This window comes from Polaromonas sp. P5_D5, assembly GCF_054049435.1.
Genome location: NZ_JBFUMJ010000003.1, coordinates 311,874 through 330,898, shown reverse-complemented (window position 1 = coordinate 330,898; position 19,025 = coordinate 311,874). Strand labels below are relative to the sequence as shown.

Genomic DNA, 19,025 nt, shown 5'->3' with positions numbered 1-19,025 from the left:
TGCCGCGTCTACTGGAAAACCTGTAGGCCTGCGCCTGCAGGTGCGCTTCAAACCTGTTCATAATCCGCCAAATGACCTTTCTAGCGCTTGACGTGGGTAACACCCGCCTGAAATGGGCCCAGTACGAAGCCCCTGTGCCCAGGGCCAAGCTGCTGGCGCAGGGTGCGGTGTTTCTGGAAAACATCGACAAGCTGTCCGAAGAAGAGTGGGGCGGCATGCAACCTCCGTCGCGTATCCTCGGCTGCATCGTTGCCGGCGACGCCATCAAGCGGCGTGTGGTCGAGCAAATGGAACTCTGGGACGTGGCGCCGCACTGGGTCGTTTCCAGCCCGCATGAGGCTGGTGTCACCAATGGCTATGACCATCCGGCCAGGTTGGGCGCTGACCGTTGGGTGGCCATGATCGGTGCGCGCCACCGGCTGCTGGCACGCGGCATCAACAAGCCTTGCGTGGTTGTCATGGTGGGTACCGCCGTGACGGTCGAGGCGATCGACGCTTCCGGAAAATTCCTGGGCGGCTTCATTCTTCCAGGCCACGGCATCATGTTGCGCGCGCTCGAGTCCGGCACGGCCGGTCTGCACGTTCCCACCGGCGAGGTGCGCGACTTTCCCACCAATACCAGCGATGCGCTGACCAGCGGCGGCACTTTCGCCATTGCCGGTGCGATACACCGCATGGTGGAAAACGTCGCCCGCCACTGCGGCGAAACACCCGAATGCATCATGACCGGCGGCGCTGGCTGGAAGATGGCGCCCAGCATGTCGGTGAAGTTTGAGCTGGTGGACAGCCTCATCTTCGACGGACTGTTGGCCATCGCCTCACAGCGTTTTGCAGCCTGACGTCCTTTCCGCGCGGTGGAGTTGCCGCGGGATGTGCTATCAAAAAAGTAGCTGCTTGCGCCCGTCCTTATTGGGCTAAGGCCATAAAAACCTCAAAAAATTAACCGGAACTTCCTGGCAGCTGCGACGCACAGCGAGGGCTCACTCTCCCCAGGGCAGCATCAGCGTCACGATGGACAGCTTGGCAAACTCCGGCACAAACTCGTCGATGATGCGTTGCGGCTCCGGGCACAGGGTGCTGTCGGTGATTACGCCGAATTGCACGCCGCCGCCGTAGCTCAAGATCGACACGCCCAGCCCCACGTCGCCCGACTGCGGTACCCAGAACATGCTTTGCTCCAGTGTCGAGCCGCAGAACTTGAGCTTTTCGCGCGGGCCAGGCACGTTGGTCATCACCGCCGTGGTTTTCTTGGCAAAGAGGTTGAGCATCACGTCCTGCGCCGGCTTGATCAAAAGGCCCGCCACCGCCAGCAGGCTGAAAGCCAGCAACGGCTGGTAGCTGCCCTTGAGCGCAGCCATGCGCCGGCGCACCTCGTAGACGCGCTCGATCGGATTCTCCACCCCGATGGGCAGCACCAGCGGCACCAGGCCGAACCGGTTGCCCAGCTTGTGCGCCTGGTCCAGCGGCCGCAGGTTGACCGGCACCATGGCGCGAATCTCCTGGCCTGCCACGTCGTCACCGAAAGTTTTCAAATATTCGCCCAGGGCGCCGGCCACGCAGCTGAGCAGCACGTCGTTGATCGAGCAGTTGAGTGCCTTGCCCACGGCTTTGACTTCATCCAACGGAATCGGCTGGCACCAGGCCACTTTTTTTGCGCCGCCTGGCTTGCCTTTGAGCCGGGTCTTGGAGTCGTCGGGCATCAGGGCCAGCGCGGCGCCGTCCTTGAGCACCTGCATCAGGACCTTGGCCATGTCCATGGAGCCGTGCATGCCGTCTTCCATGCCCTTTTTGGGGTCACCCAGCATGCCCAGCGAGCGCGCTGCGCCTTCACCGACGGCGCCCAGTGCCTTGACGGTGATGTCGGTGAAGGGCTTGAGCAGGGTGTCGGCAATCCAGTCTTCCGTGCCGGTAGCCGCCGCAGCCTTCGTGCGCCGCTCAGGCGGCGGCGTGCCGCCATCGACCAGCGACATGGTCACGGAGATCAGCGCAATGCCGTCGGCGATGCAATGATGGATGCGCACGATCATCGCGCTGCCCTTGACGCCATCGGGCCCGGTGTAATCCTCGATCAGGTGGATTTGCCACAGCGGGCGTCTCGGATCCAGGCGCTGGGTGGCAAGCACGGCCACGCGGTCCTGCAGGGCCTGCTCCTGGTTGGCTGATTTGGCCAACTTCTCCTGCACGACATGGTTGGCCAGGTCGAAGTTGCGGTCCATCACCCAGGTGGCGCCGGCGGCGTCTTCCATCACGCGCTGCCTGAAACGGTCGTACTTCAGCAGGCTGTTTTCGATGCGTTCGCAGACGGCAGCGTACTTGACGCCCGGCGCCAGCTGCCAGACGCCCACGATCATCATGAGGTTGGCATCGTTGTCCATGCGCAGCCAGGCCGTGTCGACCTTGCTCATGCGCTCCCCTGAAATGCCCAGGGTTCCCGAGACGGCCCGCTTGACGTTCTTCTGGACGTTTTTTGCCACTTTGCGGCCTGCGGCCTGAGCGGTAACGCGTGTAACCATGAGCACTCCCGAATGCAAAACTGATGCGAACTCACCCCGGATGGGGTAAGTTCCCTATTTTGCAAGGAACGGCCTGGCTAAGATACCGGGCAGTTACCCCAAGCCACCTCATTGGTGACCCACTTCTAAAAACGGAGATTCTTCATGTCAGACCTGAAAGCCGCCTTCGACAAAGCCATGGCCGATTCGAAAAACCTCAGCGAGCGCCCTGACAACGCCACGCTGCTGAAGATTTATGCGCTCTACAAGCAGGGCAGCATCGGCGACAACGCCGAGAAAAAGCCCGGCTTCGGCGACATGGTCGCACGTGCCAAGTGGGACGCCTGGAACAACCTCAAGGGCACCTCGCAGGATGACGCGATGCAGCAGTACATCGATTTGATCGCCGATCTGAGCTAAGACTCTCTTCCACAAAAAAGCGGCACAGCCCTGGCGCAATTTGCACCGGGGCTGTGCCGCTTTTTGCTGGCTGTTAAAGACTTCAGTCGGCTTTAATGTTCGCCAGTTTCACGATCCGGTCCCACATCTTGCGCTCGTTGTCACCCAGGGTAGCCAGCTCGGCGCCGCTCATCACAACCGCTTTCGCGCCTTGCTCTTCGGCGCGCTTCCTGAAGCCCTCCGATTCCACCACCTGCTTGATGGCCAGCGAGAGTCGGCCTTGCAGGTCGGCGGACAGTCCCGTCGGCCCGTAGACCGCGAACCACGACGATGCCACCAGCGGCACACCCGTCTCGATAGCGGTCGGCACATTGGGTTGCGCGGCCAGGCGCGTGCGGCCGGTCACCATCAGCGCCTTGAGCTTGCCTGCGCGGATGTGCGGCAGCAGCGGCGGCGGTGTGGTGATGGTGAAGTCCACCGTGCCGGCCAGCAGGTCGTTAAGCGCCGGGCCCGTACCGCGGTAGGGGATGTGCACCATGAAAGTCTTGGTCAGGTCCTTGAGCAGCTCGGTCGTCACATGCTGCAGCGAGCCGTTGCCGCTGGATGCATAGTTGACCTTGCCTGGGTTGGCCTTGACGTACTTGATGAAGTCCACAAAGTTGTCGGCGGGAAAGTTGCCGCGTACCACCAGCAGCTGCGGCGCGTCAATCAAATGGCCTAGCGGCTTGAGGTTGGTCGCCGGGTCAAAGCCAGGCACCGGCTGGATCAGCGGCGTGATGCATTGGTAGCCCGAGTACTGCACCAGCAGGCTGGTGCCATCGGCCGGGCCTCGCGCGACCATCTGGCCGGCGATGTTGCCGTTGCCGCCGCCGCGGTTGTCCACGACCACCGAGGTTTGCAGAATCCTGCCCAAGGGCTCGGCCAGCATGCGTGCCGCAATGTCGGTGGTGCCACCGGCCGCTGTGGGCACAATGAGCGTGATGGGTTTGCCGGCGAGCTGCGCACGCACCGGGTTGAGCCATGCGGCCGTGCTCAGGCTGGCGACGGTCATGAGGGTTCTGCGGGAAATAAGGGTCATGGTTGTCTCCGGATAGTATTTTTTCGGGGAAGGGTGGCTCAGGCCGGGCAATGTCCGACCAGGTTTTGGCTGAAGGGCGGTGGATCAGTCGATGCGGGCGCCAGAGTCCTTGACGATCTTGTTCCAGCGCGGCAGGTCGCCCTGGATCAACGCAGCAAACTGCGCTGGGCTGGCGGTCATCACGTCGCAGCCTTGTGCCGCGAGCTTGTCCGCCACGTCCTTGCTGGCCAGGGTCTTTTCAAGGGCGGCCTGCAGCTTGACGATGACTTCCCTGGGCGTACCGGCGGGCGCCAACAGCCCATACCATGGTGTCGAGCCGAAGCCTGGCAGGGTTTCGCCAATCGTCGGCGCATTGGGCAAGGAGGCCAGACGCTTTTCGTTCACCACGCCAAGCACCTTGATTTTTCCGGACTGCAGGAAGGGCAGCGCCGACGGCAGGCTCTGCACCGACACCGGAATCTGTCCGCCGGCAACATCGGTGGCTGCGGCAGCCGAAGCCTTGTAGGGAACGTGCAGCATGTCCACGCCGGCCGCCCGCTTGAACATTTCGCCGATCAGGTGGTTCAGCGTGCCGTTGCCGGCCGAGGCATAGCTGATCTGGCCGGGGCTGGCTTTTGCCTGGGCAATCAGCTCGACCACCGAATTGGCGGGAAAGGCCGAGTTGGCAACCAGCACATAGCCGGCGTTGGCCACCAGGCCGACCGGCTCGAAATCCTTCACGGGGTCGAAACCGGTGCTTTTGTAGATGGCGGGATTGATGACGTGCGCGCTGTTGGTCGTCAGCAGCAGGGTGTAGCCGTCGGGCCTGGCTTTGGCCACCTGGGCGGTACCGACATTACCGCCCGCGCCGGGCCGGTTATCAACCAGAAAGGTCTGGCCCATGATTTCGCCGAGCTTTTGGGACACGATGCGCGCAATGGCATCGTTGGCGCCGCCCGCCGCCTGCGGAACGATGACGGTGACCGGGCGGCCGGGATAGGCCTGCTGCGCCGCGGCAGGCAGTATTGCCAGACCGGTCATCGCCCCTGCCAGGATGGCGAGATGGTGGAAGAAATTACGTTGTCTCATGTCGTTGTCTCCGGTGGTAGTTTTGGGATGCTGTTTCAGGCGGGTTCGGAAATCTCTATCAAATTCAGGTCGGGGTCGCGCACATAGACCGAGCGGATCTTTTGTGTGGCGCCGGTACGCAGCACGGGGCCTTCAATGATTGGACAGCGCTCCCGCTCGAGATGGGTGATCACGTCAGCAAGCGGGACACCGGCCAGAAAGCACAGGTCCAGAGCGCCGGGCACCGGCAGGTGGGCTCTGGGTTCAAACTCGCGCCCTTTGACATGCAGGTTGATCTTCTGCTTGCCGAACTTGAAGGCCTTGCGCTCTACAGGTGGTGTGCCGCCGGTGAAGGTTTCCAGCGTCATGCCCAGCACGCGGGTGTAGAAGTCCACGCAGGGGGCTTCGTCCGAGGTGGTCAGCACCAGGTGATCCAGTTGCCGAATCATGCCGAGGCGGCCCTTAGCTCGGCCACATAAGGCGGTGGCTCATGCAAATCGGTAATCCGGCCGGCCTTGGCCACCTGCCCAGGCACGTCATGGCCGACGATGCCGGGCATTTGCCGCGCCACCGCAAGCAGCTTTTCAAGGTCCATACCGGTGTCGTAACCCATCGCATGCAGCATGTGTACCGCGTCTTCGCTGCTGATGTTGCCGCTGGCACCGGGCGCGTAGGGGCAGCCACCCAGGCCACCCAGCGAGCCGTCAAAGCGCGTGATGCCGCCCTGCACGGCCGCCAGCACATTGGCCAGGCCCATGCCGCGCGTGTTGTGAAAGTGCAAGGTCAGCTGCAGGCCTTCAAAGCGTTGTTGCAGCGCTTCCACCATGCGGCCGACTTGAGCCGGGTGGGCCATGCCGGTGGTGTCGCAGATCGTGAGGCCGCGCACGCGGTCTGCGCCGAAGGCGGCGAAGCGATCGCTCCAGCGCAGCACTTCGTCCTCGACCACTTCGCCTTCCATCGGGCAGCCGAAGCAGCACGACAGCGAAATGTTGATGGGCGTGCGGCCGTCAACATGGCGAATGACATCAGAGAGCGCGGCAAAGCTTTTCTCGCGGGGCATGCGCAGGTTGGCCAGGTTGTGGGTTTCCGATACCGACATCACCAGGTTGAGTTCGTCGGCCCGCGACTCCAGCGCTCGCTCCGCCCCGCGCAGGTTGGGCACCAGCACGGTGTACTCCACGCCGGGCACACGGCGTATGCGGCCCATCACCTCTTCGGCATCGCGCAGCATGGGGATGGCCTTGGGCGAGGTAAACGATGTCACTTCGATCTTGGCGTAGCCGCATACGCTGAGGGCATCGACCAGCGCGACCTTGTCATCGGTTGGGATGAAGTTCGGCTCGATCTGGAAGCCGTCACGCGTGGCGACCTCGTTGAAATGGATCTTGACCCCCACGCTTTTCACTTCGTGTAATACGCTGCCCCCCGAGGGGGCTATGCTTGCTTGGGGCGGCCCGGCGCGGCGCACTTCACGTTTCAGGGTGTTCACGATTTGACATCCTTTCCAGCCACGATGCCTTTGTCCTTGAGCGCCTGAATCTGTTCGATTGAAAGCCCGATCTCGCGCAGCACCGCATCGGTGTCTTGCCCCACCTGCGGCGCATTTCGGCGGTGCCCGCCCGGCGTGCGCGAAAGCTTGGGCACGATGCCGGGAACGGCCAGCAGGCTTCCGTCGTCCATCTTTACTTCATCGAGCATGCCGCGCGCCTGGTAGTGCGGGTCAGCAACGATATCGGCCACGGTGTAGATGCGGCCGGCGGGCACCGAGACCTTGTCGAGCGCCGCCAGCACCTCGTCTACTGTGAGATTCAACGTCCATTGGCCGATGGCCGCATCGATCTCGGCCACGCGCGCCACGCGGCCCGCGTTATCGGCCAGCGCCGGGTCGTTGCCGAGATCGCTGCGGCCTATGGTGGTCATCAGCCGTTTAAAGATGCTGTCGCCGTTGCCGGCCACCAGCGCATAGCCGCCGTCCTTGCACAGATAAGCGTTGCTGGGCGCAATGCCGGGCAGGGCGCTGCCGGCCGCGCCGCGCACCGCGCCAAAGGCGCTGTATTCAGGCAGCAGGCTTTCCATGCAGTTGAACACAGCTTCATAAAGCGCCACGTCAATCACCTGGCCTTTGCCGGAGCGCTGGCGTTCCTGCATCGCCAGCAGGATGCCGATCACGCCGTGCAGCGCGGCCAGCGTGTCACCAATGCTCACGCCGACGCGCACCGGCACACGGCCCGGCTCGGCCGTCAGGTGGCGCAGGCCGCTCATGGCCTCGGCCACCACGCCGAAGCCCGGCTTGTCGCGGTAAGGGCCGGTCTGGCCGTAGCCGCTGATGCGAAGCATGATGAGTCGTGGGTTCAGCGCCAGCAATTCGTCGGGTCCCAGGCCCCAGCCTTCCATGGCGCCCGGGCGGAAGTTCTCGATCAGCACGTCGGCGTCAAGCGCGAGCTGGCGCACGATGGCCTGCGCTTCAGGACTCTTCAAATCCAGCGCCACCGAGCGCTTGTTGCGCGACTGCACCTGCCACCACACGGAAGTGCCGTCTTTCAGCAGGCGCCATTTGCGCAGCGGGTCGCCCGTGCCCGGCGTTTCGACCTTGATGATGTCGGCGCCGAAGTCCGCCAGCGTCTTGGCGGCAAAAGGCCCGGCAATCAGCTGGCCGAGTTCCAGCACTTTGAGCCCGGTGAGCGGGCCCTGGCCGGGAGCGTGGGTAGAAGCCGCGAGGGATTTTTCAGGGGAGGGCATGGGCGGCAGTGTGCCGCCGCGGTCCGGCTCCGTCTATTTTCGTTTTAGGGCTTTAGGTTTCGCGTTTTGCGAAAGCGGGGTAAGAAAATCCACCAGCGATGCAATCCCCGCATCTGACTGGCCCGCCATGGTGGCCGTCAGCAGGCGGCGCTGGGCCCAGGCGTCGGCCAGCGGCCGCCAGCTGAGCTTCATGCTTTTGACCATGGGTAGCGTCGCGGCCTTGGGCAGGATGGCGACGCCCAGGCCGGAGGCCACCATGTGGCAGACGGCGTCAAAGCTGCGCACCTGCATGCGCAGCTTCAGCGGTCGGTTGGCGGCCAGCGCGGCTTGCTGCTGCTTTTGCAGCATGGCGGCGCCGGCGGTCAGGCTGATCCATTCTTCGTCGAGCGCATCGACAAAGGCCAGCGGCGTTTTGCCTGCCAGCGTGTGGCCGGCCGGCAGGATCAGCACCAGCTCGTCTTCGCGAAAGAGACGCGTGTCCAGCCCTGTGGTGTCGGGCCCTTCCACAAATACCGCCACATCGGCCCGGCCTTCGCGCAGAGTGGCCGCCACGGCTTCCGACACCTGCTCTTCCAGGTCGATATGCACCTGCGGATGCAGCTCGCCATAGCGCGCCAGCAAGGGCGGCAAAAACTGGCTGATGGCGGCGCTACTCGCGCACAGGCGGATGTGGCGCGCGATGCCGCGCCGCAGGTCGGCCAGTTCGCAGCCCAACTGTTCCATGGTCTGCAGCAGCGTGAGCCCGTGTTTGACGAAGACGCGGCCCGCCGCCGTGGGGAGTAGCCCGCGTGGATGGCGTTCGAACAGCGCGTCGCCCAGGGCGTCCTCAAGCTCCCGGATGCGCCGGCTGGCGGCAGCCAGCGCCAGGTGCGAATCGCGTGCAGCGGCCGTCAGGCTGCCTGTCTGGGCGCAGGCCACCGCCAGGCGCACCGACACCAGGTCAAACCGGGCGAGGTTGTAGCTCACGGGGAAATGAGCCTGAAAACTCAGGCCGCTTTCTTTTTGGCGGTGGCTTTTTTGGCCGCAGGCTTTTTCGCGATCAGGGTGTCCAGGTTTTTCACGATTTCGTCCTCGATCCTGTCCTTGAAGGCGCCGAGCAGGAAACCCAGCTTGGCCTGGAGATCGAAGCGGTCCTTGGTGACGGTCAGCGTGCCGCTGACACCCGAGCGGGTAAAGCTGACCAGGTCTTCGTCCTTGCCCTCTTCGTAGGTGCATTCCATGTCGAATTTTTCTTCGGCCTGCTCGGCCCATTTGAAGGCGATCTTGCGCGCCTCCGCAAGGCCCAGGGTGTGTTCGCGCTGGATCTGGATGTCAGCCATTGGTGGTCTCCGTGTTGTTGATTTGAAGCGCCTTGTGCCGTTCGTCTTTGGCAGCCGGGCCAGCCGTTTGACTGCATCATAAAACGCTTACCGGTGCCGACGTTTCGTTCAGGCAGTATTTCAAAGCGGGCTACGCTTTCGGCCCTGTTCAAGACACTGCGTTGTGATGTGATACTGAGCACTGTTGACGCACCCCCATCTACCCGTGCGTTGTCAGACAAATTTGCAACAGCCCCCTCTTTTGAAGAATCCAAATTCCATTCATTTTTGCAAAAGCGCCGATGGAACGGCCATCGCTTTCACTGCAACTGGCTGCGGGCCACCAGTCGTATGGGTCACCCTGCAGTACACCGACAACGACCTGACATCGCCTGGACCCGCGAGCAGGCACTGGATGGACGCGCTGGCCGCCCGCCACACCGTGATCAGGCTCGATATGCGGGGCTGTGGGCTTTCGGAGCGAAAACCTGAGCGCATGTCCCTGGATGCCTGGGTGGAAGACATTGAGGCGGTCGTCAATGCAGCGGGTCTGACGCGCTTTGCCATGGTGGCGGTGTGTACGGGGGCGTATGCGGCAATCGAGTATGCCGCCCGCCATCCTGCCCGGTTGACGCGCCTCGTTATCTATGGAGGGGCCGTTCGCGGGCGTTTGCGGCGTGAACTGACTCCCGCGCAACGGGACGATGCCATGGCGGCGTTGCAGGTGTATGAATCCGGACTGGATGGGCGAAGCGAGTTTGCGGTGTCTTTCCGGCGCATATTCACGGCACAATTTCTCCCGGACGCCTCGGCCGGGCAACTTGAGGCCCATGATCGAATCGTCAGCCAGCGCATGAACGGCGCCATCGCTGCGCAGAGCGTCCGGGCGTTCTATGACCTTGATCTCAGCGAAAGTGCGAAGCGGATTGACACTGCATGCCTGGTTCTACACGCCCGCCGAGACATTTTGTATCCGATAGACGAAGGGCAAAGACTGGCCACACTCATTCCTGCCGCACGCTTCGTTCCGATTGACTCGCACAACAACATCCCTTTGGTGGAGGAGCCGGCATGGCCCGGGGTGCGCGATACCGTGCTTGAATTTCTCGCCGGCAACGAGGGCGCTGTGGCACCTGCTTTCCGGCTGACAGTGCGCCAAGCCGAGGTGCTGAGGCAGGTAGCGCAAGGACAGACCGACAAACAGATCGCACGCACACTATCCCTGAGTCCTCGTACGGTTGAAATGCATGTGAGCGCTGCCTTGAAAGCCCTGGGTAGCAAGACGCGGGCTGAAGCTGCGCACCGGGCCGCGCAATACGGGATTTTCTAGCCCGGTCGTGGTCAGAGAGTCGGCTTGGCTACGGTATTGCCTACCGGGCCGAGATCTCTGGATACCGTAGTTCACACACTGTGCAGAGCCTTGCAGGGGCTGGATACTGCTCTTTCGAGAATCACGTTGCTGGCGTCACATCGACGATGTATGCCTGACCGATTGGGGCATCCCGTGCGGGCACTTTGCCGCAGCTCTGGAACGACATGACAACCAAAAAAAGGATCCATGAAGGATGAAAAGCTACCCGCTGCACAGCAGTGAAAAAGAGCGCGACAGGTTGAAAATGCAGGGGCTGGCGATACTGCCGCTTACCGAGAACCTGTTGACAGGGGCCGGCGTACAGCCTGGGTCCCAGGTCCTGGAACTGGGCTGTGGAAGCGGTGATATGACCTTGTTGCTGGCAAGCCGTGTGGGGCCCGGCGGCGAAGTGACGGCGGTGGACCGGGACCCGGCCCAGCTTGATGCCGCTGCGTTGCGCATCGCTGATTCGGGTTTTCAGAATGTGAAGTTTGTTTTGGCTGATCTGGACGATTTTGAGCCACCCCGGATGTTTGACGCTGTGGTTGGGCGGTACTTCCTGCTGTACATCGCAAGTCCCGAGGCTGCTGTTGCACGCGTGGCCAATTGGGTCCGGCCGGGAGGAGCGATGGCGTTTCTGGAAATGGATTTTTTCCGCGGCGTACACAGCAGCATCTGGCCGCCTGCATCGCCAGAAACACATGAGGCGATTGTGTTCATAGGCGATGTCATGCTGGACGCAGGCATCAATCCGTACATGGCAGCAAGGCTCCCAAGTATTTTGACGCGCTACGGCAGTGTGCAGGTGCAGACATCAGCACCTCTTCAGTATGGTGCACGTTCAATCGAACTGCCTCTGGAGGCGGTCAGGTCGGTCACACCCATGGCTCGAAAGCTCGGGCGTGCTGATGCGGATCATCACGATGTCGACGCGTTGCTGGCCCGGGAATTGGCGGGCCGCGACGAGCACACTGTGACCGTGCCGCCCATGTCTGTTGCTGCCTGGGTTCAACTGGCATGAGGCACGCAGCATCTCCTGTGTGCATTGGCCATCTTGCCGACCACCCGCAGCATCTCGCGGCGCTGGCCGTGTGGCACCAGGCGCAATTCGGCTATCTCAATACATCGGTTACGGTTGAGCAGCGCACGCAGAGGCTGAAGGCATCCGCGCAGAAGGGCGCGTTGCCGATGACCTTTGTGGCGGTCTGCGAAGGCCGGCTTCTGGGGTCGGCAAGCCTGCTGCCGCAAACGATTACCCATTCCCACTTATCGCCTTGGTTGTCCAGCGTTTATGTCGCGTCCGAGCACAGGAACAAGGGGATTGGGTCGGCGCTGGTCCGGCATGTGGTTCGGGAGGCCGCCGGCATGGGCAAAGACAAGGTCTACCTGTTTACGCCGAACAGCGAAGCCTTGTATGCCCGGCTCGGCTGGAAAGTCGTCGAACATACGGAACATCAGGGACACCGCCTCACGATCATGTGCGTGTAAGCCTATAGATACGCCCCTCGCCGCATGTGCTGGGACGCTGCCCAGGCTGAACTACTCTTTGGGCTGTCCGGCCTTGCGTTGGTGACTGTGTGCCTGCGCAAGGTTCACCATGTTGTGTTCAAGTGCCTTGCGCCGTTCGTCCTTGGGTAGCCGGGACAGCTTTTTGACCGCATCATAAAACCGTTGCCAGTCGCGGCCCTCGCGTTCGAACAGCGCTTCAAAGCCCGGTACCAGTTCGTCGTACGCGGCCTGTGCGCCAAACGAGGCATTGTTGGCGTTCGCCACCCACTGGTCGTAGCCGGCAAAGCCGCCCCATGATGCCTTGAGTTCAGCATAGGCGTCGCGAAAGCGCTGGTGCGCTATCATTTTGCTAGCTATTTGCGCAGGTTCTGATTGGGCTGCGGCATCTTTTTGATCATAAATTGCGGCCAATTCGCGGCGCGTGGCCAGTGCCAGCGCGCGGAACTGCCGGCGCCGGCCGTCAAATACGGCGTAGGCCTTGCGTGCGTCGTCACCGGCTTGCGTGGCCAGCCAGCGCTCGCTGCCCAGGCGCTCGACGGCAGTGGCAAACGATTCATTGAACATCATGTCACCCGGCGCATACACCACCTGATGGGACAGTTCATGAAAGATCAGCCGGGCGAGTTCCCCCTCAGGGTAGCCGATGAAGGTGTTGAGCAAGGGGTCGCCGCCGGCCCAGTTCATCCAGCCCAGTGTGGAATACGCGGGCACGCCGTAAACGCTGGCTTCCAGGCCTTCGGCCTTGAGCCGCGCCGCTTCGGCGCGCGCGTCGGCCTCGTTGAAGTAGCCGCGGTAGCCGACACAACCTGTGACCGGGAAGCACCAGGTTTTGAGCGTGAGTGAAAACGCCGGCGCCGCCACCACGTTCCAGACCACGGCGCTGCGGCGCAGGTCGGCATAGCGGCGGTAGCTGGCGTTGTCCGGCAGTTTCAGCTCGGTCACCGCAAAGCTGCGGATGCGCTGCGACAGTTCCAGCCGGCTTTTTAATGAGGCCGATGTTTGCGCTTCGCCGAGCCAGTCGTCCACCGGCCGGGCGGCGTTGAGCATCTGCATGTGGCCGCTGACGGACTGCCAGTAGTAACCCAGGTCAGCACACCCCGTGAGGCATAACGCGGCTGCGGCCAGCGCAGCAGCCAGGCCGGTCAGTGTCTTGGCGCGCGTTCGGCTCACCGTGCCTCAGGCTGTTTCAGCGTCGCGCTGCACCTGCACCAGGCAATCGTAAAAGACGGGGCCGCGGCCCATGTCGGTCAGGTGCTGGCTGGTGAGCTGGTTCACGTTGGTGCCGTCCAGGCCCAGCTTGCGCCACCAGATGCCCAGGCCGTTGACCACGCCGGGGCGTGCCCGCGTGGAGACTTCAGCCTTGACCCGGTACTCGCCGCGCTGGTTGAACACCTTGACGACCGCGCCCGTGGTGATGCCGCGTGCAGCGGCATCGTCCGCATGAATCTCCAGCACCGGTTCGGTTTCCATATCGCGCAGGCTTTTCACGTTGACGAAGGTGGAGTTGAGGAAGTTGCGCGCGGGCGGTGAGATCATGGCCAGCGGGAACTGGTCGGATGTGTTGGCTGCTTCGTAATTGGGCACGTGGCCGGGCAGGCCGTCGGCGCCGGTGGCCGCGAGGCGCGCACTGAAGAACTCGCAGCGCCCGGAGGCGGTGGGGAAGTTGCCGGTGGCAAACGGCGCATCGGGCAGCGCCAGCGTGGCAAAGCCCGTGTCCAGCAATTGCCCAAAGTCCACCTTGTCGCCAAACGTGGCGCGGCACAGCTGCTCATCGTTGTCGGCAAAGCAGGGGTCGGTAAAGCCCATGTGGGCGGCCAGCTCGCGAAAGATCTGCGTATTGGGTTTGGCCTGGCCCATGGGCGCGATAGCGGGGCGATTCAGCAGCACGTCGGTGTGGCCATAGGAGGCATGCATATCCCAATGCTCCAGCTGTGTGGTGGCCGGCAGGATGTAGTCGGCGTAGTCGGCCGTGTCGGTCTGGAAGTGCTCAAGCACGACAGTGAAGAGGTCTTCACGCGCGAAGCCCCGAACCACTTTTCCGGATTCCGGCGCCACTGCCACCGGGTTGCTGTTGTAGACGATCAGCGCCTCGATCTTCGGGCCAAATTGAGGCGATGCAGCTTCGAGCAAGGCGTTGCCGATGGTGCTCATGTTGATGGTGCGCGGCTGGCGGCCCTGCAGCAGGTCGGGCCGCTGCAGGGCGGCTTTGTCGACGGGAAAGAGCCCCGAGCTGCTGAGCAGCACGCCACCGGCGCGATGCCGCCACGCGCCCGTCAGCGCGGGCAGGCAGGCAATGGCACGCGCCGCATTGCCGCCGCCGTGAACGCGCTGCATGCCGTAGTTCAGGCGGATCGCTGCGGGCTGTTTTTTGACAAAGCATTCGCCATAATCGCGCGCCAGCGAGCGGATCTGTTCCGCCGGCACGCCGCAGACCGCGGCTGCACGTTCGGGGGGCCACTGCAGCGCGCGCTCGCGCAGCCCGCCGTCCGGGCTTTGCCAGCCCAGCGTGTGCTGCGCAATGTAGTCGTGGTCGAGCCAGTCGTGGGTGATCAGCTCGTGCATCAGGGCCAGCGCCAGGGCGGCGTCGGTACCCGGCAGCAGCGAGATGTGCTCATGGCATTTCTCGGCGGTTTCGCTTTTTCGCGGATCGATGCAGACAAGTTTTGCGCCGTCGCGCTTGGCTTGTTGTGCGTAACGCCAGAAGTGCAGGTTGCTGCCGATGGAGTTGCTGCCCCAGATGATGATGAGCTTCGATTCGGCAAAAAACTCCACCCGCATGCCGACCTTGCCGCCCAGTGTTTGCGTCAGGGCCTCGCCGCCGGCTGATGAGCAGATGGTGCGGTCCAGGAATGACGCACCGAGTTGGTTGAAAAACCGGCCCGCCATGCTTTCGCCCTGCACCTGGCCCATGGTGCCGGCATAGCTGTAAGGAACGATCGCTTCGGGATTGCGTGCGGCGATGGGCTTGAGGCGGGCCGCAATGTCGGCCAGCGCCGCTTCCCAGCTCACCGGCTCGAACTGTCCGCTGCCTTTCGGGCCGCTGCGCTTGAGCGGGCTCAGCAGGCGCTCCGGATGGTAGGTGCGTTCGGTGTAACGCGACACCTTGTTGCACAGCACGCCGCCGGTATGCGGATGGTCCGGGTTGCCCTGCACGCGGATGGCCACGCCATCCTCCACTGTGGTCAGCAGCGAGCAGGTGTCGGGGCAGTCGTGCGGGCAGGCACCCAGCACCTGTACGGCCGCAGGCTTCAGCCCGGTGTCAGGTTTGACCTCGGTCCTAGGGGAGATGCTGATGGTATTGCTCATGGTTCAACTTTATATTGACAGCCATACCGGCCCCCGGGGATGAGGAGACAACATGACAACAAAAACAGGAATGCAGTCATTCCGCGCGCTGGTCAGGATCACCATGGTAGCGGCACTGGTCGCCCTGATGGCGCCGTGGGTGTATGCCGAGGACGGCATCAGCAAAACCGCTGTAACGCTGGGGCAGTCACTGGCCATGACGGGGCCCGGCAGCACACTGGCTGTGCCGTTTGCCCAGGGCGCGCGCCTTTACTTCGACCACGTCAATGCCGGCGGCGGCGTCAACGGCCGCAAGATCGAACTGACGACGCTGGACGATGCGGGCAACCCCGATACCGCCGCGGCCAACACCCGCAAGCTGCTGGACCAGAAGGTGTTTTCGCTCTTCGGCTACTACGGCTCGCCGCAGGTCACGGCCGTCAACCCGCTGCTGAAAGACACCGACATTTTGCTGTTCGCCCCCATGGCCGGCGCCGACGAACTGCGCGGCTCGCTCTATCCCAACGTGTATTCGGTCCGGCCCGGTTATTCGGAAGAAGCTGCCATGATCACGCGGCACGCCGAAACCCTGGGCATGCGCAAGCTGGCCATACTGCACGGCAAGGATGCCGAATCGCTGGCGGCACTGGATTCAGCCGAGCGCACCATGGGCGGGCTGGGCGCCAACCTGGTGGCCAAGTCGGCCCTCTCGGGCGGCAGTGTGGCCGCGAGCGTTGAACAGATTCTGGGCAAGAAGCCTGAATCCGTACTGGTCATCAGCGACGCTGCCGGCGCCGCCAGCGCGATACGCGATTTGCGCGCCAAGGGATTTCGCGGGCCCATCTACGGCTTTTCCAGCACTGGCGAAAGCCTGTTGGCCGAGCAGCTGGGTGCGGCCGGTGCCGGTGTGGTGGTGGTGCGCGTCACACCCAAGTCGGACAACGCCAAGAGCGTCCTGGTCCGTGAACTGCAGGCCGACGCTACAGCGGCCAAACTGGGCAAACCCAATGTGTACATGCTCGAAGGCTACATCGCTGCCTGGACGTATGTCGAAGCCCTGCGCAAGGCCGGAAAGGACCCGACCCGCGTCAAACTGCGCAAGGCACTGGACACCATGCAGGAGTTGAACCTGGGCGGTTTTCGGGTGCACTTTGACGGGGACCGCGTGGGCTCCAAACTGGTGGAACTCAGCCTGATTGATGCCACCGGACGGGTGCGGGAATAGGAAGAGTGAGATAGCGGAAATTGGCGAGTGTTGTGGGTTGGATGATGCAAAAGGTGACAAATTACCGGCTGTTGCGTTGCTGGCTTCCGCTAAAGTAGTGACCTATCTCACGTATTTGTAACTTAGTTTTTACAAATCAAACCGTTTGTAAATTTTTGTTGCGAAGATAGCGTCATGAACATTACTCGCAGAACCTTTTCCACCGCTGCCGGCGCTTCCGTGCTCGCGGGTTTCAACATCGCGCATGCCCAGACCGACAAGATCATCCTGGGCCAGTCAGCGCCTTTCACCGGCCCGGCTGCGCAGTTGGGCATCCAGTTCTACCAGGGCGCGAAGGTGTACTTCGACCAGGTCAACGAACAGGGCGGCGTCAACAAGCGCCTGATTGAAATCCGCAACCTGGATGACGGCTATGAACCCGCCCGCTGCGCCGAAAACACCCGCAAGCTGATCGAGGATGAGGTGTTTGCATTGTTTGGCTACATCGGCACCCCCACCAGCATCGCTGCTCTGCCGCTGGCCATCAAGGACAAGGTTCCGTTCATCGCGCCGTTCACCGGTGCCATGGCTTTGCGTGAACCTTTCAACAAAAATGTCTTCCATGTGCGCGCGTCCTACAACGACGAAACCGGCCTCATCGTCAAACAGCTGACCGCCCTGGGGCTGAAGAAAATCGCCGTGTTCTACCAGAACGACGCCTACGGCAAGGCCGGGCTGGACGGCGTCACGCTGGCCCTGGGTGCGCAGAACCTGAAGCCGGTGGCGCAGGCGACTGTTGAACGCAACACGGTGGACGTGGCCAAGGCCGTCACCACGCTGGTGGCCGCGGGCCCCGATGCGGTGGTGCAGATCGGTGCTTACAAGGCCTGCGCAGCTTTCATCCGCGAAGCCCGCAAGGCCGGCTACGGCGGCACGTTCTACAACGTATCGTTTGTCGGCACGCAGGCGCTGGCCGACGAGCTGGGCAAGGAAGGCGCAGGCGTGGTGGTGTCGCAGGTCATGCCTTCGCCCTACAACGGAGCGCGGCCGATTGTGCGCGAGTTTACCGATGCGGTGAAGGCGGCCGGCAAGGACGCGAAGGTTAATTTCTCGAGCATGGAAGGCTATGTGGCCGCCAGGATTCTGGTGGACGGCCTCAAGCGCGGCGGCCCCAAGATGAGCCGTGATTCGCTGATTTCCGGCCTGGAAGCCATCGGCACCCAGTCGCTCGGCGGGTTTTCCGTGACGTTCTCGCCGACCGACCATGTGGCGTCCCACTTCGTGGAGCTGTCGATGCTGACGGGCGACGGCCGGATCAGGACCTGAAGTACTGACTCCCCCCCGAAGCGGCCTGCGGCCGCCTCCCCCTCAAGGGGGCGCCACTAGTGGCCCGGCAAAGCCGGTTCCACGGTGGCCCGCGCGAAAACCCGCCCACTAGCGAAGTCCGTTCGATCAGGCAATTTGCCGCGTAGCGACCAACCCGCGCATGAAATCCTCGCAGCGCGCGAGCTGTTCCAGGCTCACAAACTCGTCGGGCTGGTGCGCCTGGTTGATGCTGCCGGGCCCGCACACTACCGTGGGAATGCCGGCGTTTTTGAACAGGCCTGCTTCGGTGCCGAAAGCGACCAGCGTGGTCTCTCGTGTGCCGGCCAGGCGCTGCGCCAGTTGGGTCACCGCATCGCCGGCGGAGCCGAGAAAGGCCGGTACTTCACAAATCGTCTCAAAGCTGAAACCGGCGTCGGGCGCTATCTTTTTCATAGCTGGTTGCGCAAGTTCCGCATAGGCTACAAGCTCTTTTTGCATTAAAACTGCATCCGCCGTAGGCAGGTTGCGGAATTCGTAGCGGAACTCCGCGTCGCGCGGCACCACGTTGTCGGCAATGCCGCCGTGGAACTGGCCGACGCTGGCGGTGCTGAAGGGCACATCGAAGCCTTCATAGCGCGGCTCGTTCGCTTCAAAGCCGTCGGCCATGTCGCGCAGCTTGCCGACGACACGCGCCGCCATCTCGATGGCGTTGACGGATTGCGGCGTGAGCGAGGAGTGCGCCTCCTTGCCGCGCACGCAGCATTTGTAGCGGTACACGCCCTTGTGCGCGGTGGCCGGCACCATGCTCGTCGGTTCGCCCACGATGCAGGCGAGCGGCTTGATGCCCGCGTCCTTCATGTCGGCAATCAGTTCCTTCACGCCCATGCAGCCGACTTCCTCGTCGTAGCTCAGCGCCAGGTGCACCGCAAAAGGCGCCTGGCTGTTCAAAAAATCTCCGGCGTGGGCCAGTGCCAGGCCAATAAAGCCCTTCATGTCGCAGCTGCCACGGCCATACAGCCTGCCATCGCTGACCGTGGCCGACAGCGGGTCCAGCGTCCAGTCCTGGTTGTCCCAGGGCACCGTGTCGGTGTGGCCTGACAGGATGATGCCGGCCGGTTTGCCTTCGCCCAGCGTGGCAAACAGGTTGGCCTTGGTTTTGTCGGCATTGGTGGTGATGCGGCTGGCAACGCCGAGCTTTTGCAGCTCGTCGCGCACGAAATGAATCAGCGCCAGGTTGCTGTTGTCGCTGACCGTGTTCATGCGGACCAGGGTCTGGACCAGTTGCAGGGCGCGGGGGGACACGGGAGGAAGCGAAGGG

Annotated in this window: 18 protein-coding genes; 7 read left to right on the top strand and 11 right to left on the bottom strand. The window is 62.9% G+C overall.

The features are described from left to right. The first annotated feature begins 71 nt into the window (after positions 1–71). Positions 72–839, top strand: a complete 768-nt coding sequence (locus tag ACXJKE_RS14330; RefSeq protein WP_457281269.1) for a type III pantothenate kinase — start codon at positions 72–74, stop codon at positions 837–839. Between the two features lie 141 nt (positions 840–980). Here ACXJKE_RS14330 and ACXJKE_RS14325 read toward each other — a convergent pair whose 3' ends face one another. Continuing rightward, entirely contained in the window at positions 981–2,513 is a 1,533-nt protein-coding gene (locus ACXJKE_RS14325; protein WP_457281268.1) for a wax ester/triacylglycerol synthase family O-acyltransferase, read from the bottom strand. 144 nt (positions 2,514–2,657) lie between these two features. Between ACXJKE_RS14325 and ACXJKE_RS14320 the strand changes: the two genes are divergently transcribed. Beyond that, the gene (locus tag ACXJKE_RS14320) at positions 2,658–2,912 is read left to right on the top strand and encodes an acyl-CoA-binding protein (RefSeq protein ID WP_457281267.1); all 255 of its coding nucleotides are present in this window, start codon (positions 2,658–2,660) and stop codon (positions 2,910–2,912) included. 82 nt (positions 2,913–2,994) lie between these two features. Here ACXJKE_RS14320 and ACXJKE_RS14315 read toward each other — a convergent pair whose 3' ends face one another. The 7 genes from ACXJKE_RS14315 to ACXJKE_RS14285 form a co-directional block, all read right to left on the bottom strand. Further along, positions 2,995–3,969, bottom strand: coding sequence for a Bug family tripartite tricarboxylate transporter substrate binding protein (locus ACXJKE_RS14315; RefSeq protein ID WP_457281266.1), 975 nt, complete (start codon positions 3,967–3,969; stop codon positions 2,995–2,997). A gap of 84 nt (positions 3,970–4,053) precedes the next feature. Then, positions 4,054–5,037, bottom strand: a complete 984-nt coding sequence (locus tag ACXJKE_RS14310) for a Bug family tripartite tricarboxylate transporter substrate binding protein (RefSeq protein ID WP_457281265.1) — start codon at positions 5,035–5,037, stop codon at positions 4,054–4,056. A gap of 35 nt (positions 5,038–5,072) precedes the next feature. Continuing rightward, the gene (locus ACXJKE_RS14305) at positions 5,073–5,465 is read right to left on the bottom strand and encodes a VOC family protein (protein ID WP_457281264.1); all 393 of its coding nucleotides are present in this window, start codon (positions 5,463–5,465) and stop codon (positions 5,073–5,075) included. Further along, positions 5,462–6,412 (bottom strand): hydroxymethylglutaryl-CoA lyase, encoded by a 951-nt coding sequence (locus ACXJKE_RS14300; protein ID WP_457281650.1) that lies wholly within the window; start codon positions 6,410–6,412, stop codon positions 5,462–5,464. The genes ACXJKE_RS14305 and ACXJKE_RS14300 overlap by 4 nt, the downstream gene beginning before the upstream one ends. An 89-nt stretch (positions 6,413–6,501) precedes the next feature. Continuing rightward, a complete protein-coding gene (locus tag ACXJKE_RS14295; protein WP_457281263.1) occupies positions 6,502–7,755 on the bottom strand; it encodes a CaiB/BaiF CoA transferase family protein in 1,254 nt (417 codons plus the stop codon). A 33-nt stretch (positions 7,756–7,788) separates the two neighbouring features. Further along, positions 7,789–8,721, bottom strand: a complete 933-nt coding sequence (locus tag ACXJKE_RS14290; protein ID WP_457281262.1) for a LysR family transcriptional regulator — start codon at positions 8,719–8,721, stop codon at positions 7,789–7,791. Between the two features lie 20 nt (positions 8,722–8,741). Continuing rightward, positions 8,742–9,074 (bottom strand): polyhydroxyalkanoic acid system family protein, encoded by a 333-nt coding sequence (locus ACXJKE_RS14285; RefSeq protein ID WP_457281261.1) that lies wholly within the window; start codon positions 9,072–9,074, stop codon positions 8,742–8,744. Between the two features lie 205 nt (positions 9,075–9,279). Here ACXJKE_RS14285 and ACXJKE_RS14280 point away from each other — a divergent pair, with 205 nt between their 5' ends. The 3 genes from ACXJKE_RS14280 to ACXJKE_RS14270 all read left to right on the top strand — a co-directional run bounded on the left by ACXJKE_RS14280 (position 9,280) and on the right by ACXJKE_RS14270 (position 11,892). Next, positions 9,280–10,383 (top strand): alpha/beta fold hydrolase, encoded by a 1,104-nt coding sequence (locus ACXJKE_RS14280; RefSeq protein ID WP_457281649.1) that lies wholly within the window; start codon positions 9,280–9,282, stop codon positions 10,381–10,383. Positions 10,384–10,618: 235 nt separating this feature from the next. Beyond that, the gene (locus tag ACXJKE_RS14275; protein ID WP_457281260.1) at positions 10,619–11,425 is read left to right on the top strand and encodes a class I SAM-dependent methyltransferase; all 807 of its coding nucleotides are present in this window, start codon (positions 10,619–10,621) and stop codon (positions 11,423–11,425) included. Further along, positions 11,422–11,892, top strand: a complete 471-nt coding sequence (locus ACXJKE_RS14270) for a GNAT family N-acetyltransferase (protein ID WP_457281259.1) — start codon at positions 11,422–11,424, stop codon at positions 11,890–11,892. Before ACXJKE_RS14275 ends, ACXJKE_RS14270 begins: the two co-directional genes overlap by 4 nt. Before the next feature lie 51 nt (positions 11,893–11,943). On the opposite strand, the gene ACXJKE_RS14265 is transcribed toward ACXJKE_RS14270, so the two are convergent. Together ACXJKE_RS14265 and ACXJKE_RS14260 are read right to left on the bottom strand one after the other, a co-directional pair. Next, positions 11,944–13,083 (bottom strand): aminopeptidase, encoded by a 1,140-nt coding sequence (locus ACXJKE_RS14265; protein WP_457281258.1) that lies wholly within the window; start codon positions 13,081–13,083, stop codon positions 11,944–11,946. Between the two features lie 6 nt (positions 13,084–13,089). Next, positions 13,090–15,219 (bottom strand): molybdopterin-containing oxidoreductase family protein, encoded by a 2,130-nt coding sequence (locus ACXJKE_RS14260; RefSeq protein WP_457281257.1) that lies wholly within the window; start codon positions 15,217–15,219, stop codon positions 13,090–13,092. 52 nt (positions 15,220–15,271) lie between these two features. Between ACXJKE_RS14260 and ACXJKE_RS14255 the strand changes: the two genes are divergently transcribed. Both ACXJKE_RS14255 and ACXJKE_RS14250 read left to right on the top strand, forming a co-directional pair. Beyond that, positions 15,272–16,423 (top strand): ABC transporter substrate-binding protein, encoded by a 1,152-nt coding sequence (locus ACXJKE_RS14255; RefSeq protein WP_457281256.1) that lies wholly within the window; start codon positions 15,272–15,274, stop codon positions 16,421–16,423. Positions 16,424–16,597: 174 nt separating this feature from the next. Beyond that, a complete protein-coding gene (locus ACXJKE_RS14250) occupies positions 16,598–17,728 on the top strand; it encodes an ABC transporter substrate-binding protein (protein ID WP_457281255.1) in 1,131 nt (376 codons plus the stop codon). Between the two features lie 126 nt (positions 17,729–17,854). On the opposite strand, the gene argE is transcribed toward ACXJKE_RS14250, so the two are convergent. Then, positions 17,855–19,009, bottom strand: a complete 1,155-nt coding sequence (argE, locus tag ACXJKE_RS14245) for an acetylornithine deacetylase (protein ID WP_457281254.1) — start codon at positions 19,007–19,009, stop codon at positions 17,855–17,857. Between the last annotated feature and the right edge of the window lie 16 nt (positions 19,010–19,025).